Raw genomic sequence first — 2,824 nt, 5'->3', positions numbered from 1 at the left:
CCGGTGGCACGGACCCCGCGGCCGGTCACACGTCGATGTTGGCCATCGCCTCGGGGTGGTAGCGCGGCCCGGCCACGGCGTGCGCGGGCACGGCCGCCTCGATCGCGGCGAGCTGCCCCGGGGACAGCACGACGTCCCGTGCGGCGGCGTTGAGCTCCAGGTACTCCCGCCGCTTGGTGCCCGGGATCGGTACCACGTCGGGGCCCTGGTGGTGCAGCCACGCCAGCGCGAGCTGACCGGCGGTGTGCCCCCACTCGGCGGCGAGGTCCTCCAACGCCCGCACCAGCTCCAGGTTGCGGTCCAGGTTCGCGCCGGACAGCCGGGGTTGGCCGGAGGCGCGGAAGTCGTCGCGCGTGAAGTCGCCCGCCGCGCGGAAGCGCCCGGTGAGGAAGCCTCGCCCCAGCGGGGAATACGGCACCACGCCCACGCCGAGCTCGCGGCACGTCGGCACGACCTCGCGCTCGATGTCGCGCGACCACAGCGACCACTCCGTCTGCACCGCCGCGATCGGGTGCACGGCGTGGGCGCGTCGCAGCGTCGCCGCGGTGACCTCGGACAGGCCCAGGTGCCGCACCTTGCCGGCCGCGACCAGCTCCGCCATCGCCCCGACCGTCTCCTCCACCGGCGTGCCGAGGTCCACCCGGTGCAGGTAGTACAGGTCGACGTGGTCCACGCCGAGCCGCCGCAGCGAGGCGTCGCAGGCCCGCTTCACGTACGGCGCGTCGCCCCGGATGCGGTTCTCCTCCGGGTCCGCGCCGAACTTCGTGGCCAGCACCACCTCGTCGCGCCGACCGCGGATCGCGTGGCCGACCAGCTCCTCGTTGACGTACGGGCCGTAGACGTCCGCGGTGTCCAGGAACGTGATGCCGAGGTCGAGCGCGCGGTGGATCGTGGCGACCGACTCGACGTCGTCACGCGGGCCGTAGTAGGCGCTCATGCCCATGCAGCCCAGACCCTGCGCGGACACCTCAAGCGCGCCGAGCTTCCCCGTCGCCACGCCCTCACCCACCGTTGCTCACGGAGTGCTGCGGCTCGGCGGACCGCGGGGCCGGCGCGCTCGGCTGGTTGAGGTCGGCCAGCAGCCGCAACGCCGCCTCCGACGCGGAGCCGGGCTCGGCGTGGAACAGCGCCATCCGCTGCCCGTCGTCGTCCGGCAGCACCAGCAGCTCGTTGGCCAGCGTGAGCGGGCCGACGACCGGGTGGCGGAACTCGCGCATCATGTAGGCGCACGCCTTGACCGAGTGGTTGTTCCACAGCGCGGTGAACTCCGGCGACTTCATGCTCAGCTCGCCCACCAGCTCGGCCAGCCGCGCGTCGTCCTGGTAGAGGCCGGCCACCACCCGCAGGTCGTCCACGGTGTCGCGGCACTTGCGCTTCCAGTCCGGGTACAGCTCGCGCACGTGCGGGTCGAGGAACACCATGCGGGCGATGTTCGGCCGGTCCGCGGGCCGGGAGGGCGCGTCGAAGTCCAGGTGCCCGGCGAGCAGCGCGTGCGCGAGCCGGTTCCACGCCAGCACGTCGGTCGAGCGCCCGATCACCAGCGCCGGCACCCCGGCCGCGGCGAACGAGTCCACCATCAGCGCGATGGACTGCCGCAGCTTCTCGGGCTTGCGCGCCTTCAACCGGTCGCCGCGCCTGCCGCGGGCCAGCCGGTACAGGTGGGCGCGCGCCTCCTCGTCGAGCTGCAGCACGCGGGCCACCGCGTCGAGCACCGCGTCGGACGCCCGATCGGTCAACCCCTGTTCCAGACGGGTGTAGTAGGTGACGCTGACGCCCGCGAGCTGGGCCACCTCCTCGCGGCGCAGCCCGGCGACCCGCCTGCGCCCGTAGTTCACCAGACCCAGTTGTTCGGGGCGCAGCTGCGCGCGCCGGGAGCGGAGGAACTCACCGAGGTCGTTGAGCCGGTCCATACCCCGATTGTGGCCGAACCCGGCACCGCGGAACTAACACTGCCAGTGCTACGAACAGCGGTCGTACCTTCCGCGGAGGACTGGGTAGCTCCGCGCGAGCGCGCCACGATCGAGCCACAAGCACAACGGCTGAGAGCGCACCAGCTCGGGGAGGGCAAAGGCAATCATGACGACCACGACCGGCTCCGGGGCCGCGTCCACGCAGAGCGAGACCACAGCCGGCCTCGGCCTGCGCGGGTGGCTCACGCTGATCACCGTCTGCGCGGCCCAGTTCATGATCTCGCTCGACTTCTCGATCGTCACCGTGGCGCTGCCCGCGATCGACCGCGGCCTCGACTTCGGCGGCGCGGCCCAGCTCCAGTGGGTGATGACGGCGTTCATCCTGCCCACGGCCGGGTTCCTGCTGCTGTTCGGCCGCGTGTCCGACCTCGTCGGCAGGCGCCCGCTGTTCATCCTCGGCCTGGTCATCGTGACGGTGTTCTCGCTGGTCGCGGGCCTGGCCACGGCACCGTGGGTGCTCATCGCCGCACGGGCGGGCCAGGGCCTCGGCTCCGCGATGGTCGGCGCTACCGCACTGGCCCTGCTCACCGCGTCGTTCCCCGAGGGGCCGCGGCGGGACAAGGCGCTGGGCGTGAGCGGCGCGCTGCTGTCGCTCGGCTTCGTCGTCGGCACCATCGGCGGCGGCGTCATCACCAGCGGCCTCAACTGGCGCTGGACCATGCTCATCCTGGTGATCATGGGCGCGGTGGTGCTGGCGGGCGCGATCACGCTGCTGGCCAAGGACGAGGAACGGCACCCGGCGCGGCTGGACGTGCCCGGCGCGCTGCTGGCCACGGTCGGCCTGCTGGCCCTGGTGTACGGCATCTCCACGGTCGGTGACGTGGGGTGGGGCTCCCCGTCCGCGCTCGTGCCGC

The 2,824-nt window shown here is 72.9% G+C and carries 3 protein-coding genes; 1 reads left to right on the top strand and 2 read right to left on the bottom strand.

From position 1 onward, the window contains the following. Positions 1 to 25: 25 nt before the first annotated feature. A complete protein-coding gene (locus tag AB0G02_RS34025; protein ID WP_360802635.1) occupies positions 26 to 997 on the bottom strand; it encodes an aldo/keto reductase in 972 nt (323 codons plus the stop codon). Positions 998 to 1,001: 4 nt separating this feature from the next. After that, positions 1,002 to 1,910, bottom strand: coding sequence for a helix-turn-helix transcriptional regulator (locus tag AB0G02_RS34020; RefSeq protein WP_360802632.1), 909 nt, complete (start codon positions 1,908 to 1,910; stop codon positions 1,002 to 1,004). Positions 1,911 to 2,076: 166 nt separating this feature from the next. On the opposite strand from AB0G02_RS34020, the gene AB0G02_RS34015 reads away from it, so the two are divergent. Next, a partial coding sequence (locus AB0G02_RS34015) for an MFS transporter (protein WP_360802629.1) occupies positions 2,077 to 2,824 on the top strand: 748 nt, incomplete at its 3' end.

Source organism: Actinosynnema sp. NPDC023658 (assembly GCF_040639995.1).
Taxonomy (GTDB): Bacteria; Actinomycetota; Actinomycetes; order Mycobacteriales; family Pseudonocardiaceae; genus Actinosynnema.
Note: the sequence above shows the minus strand (reverse complement) of the source record. Positions and strands in the feature narration are given on the sequence as shown.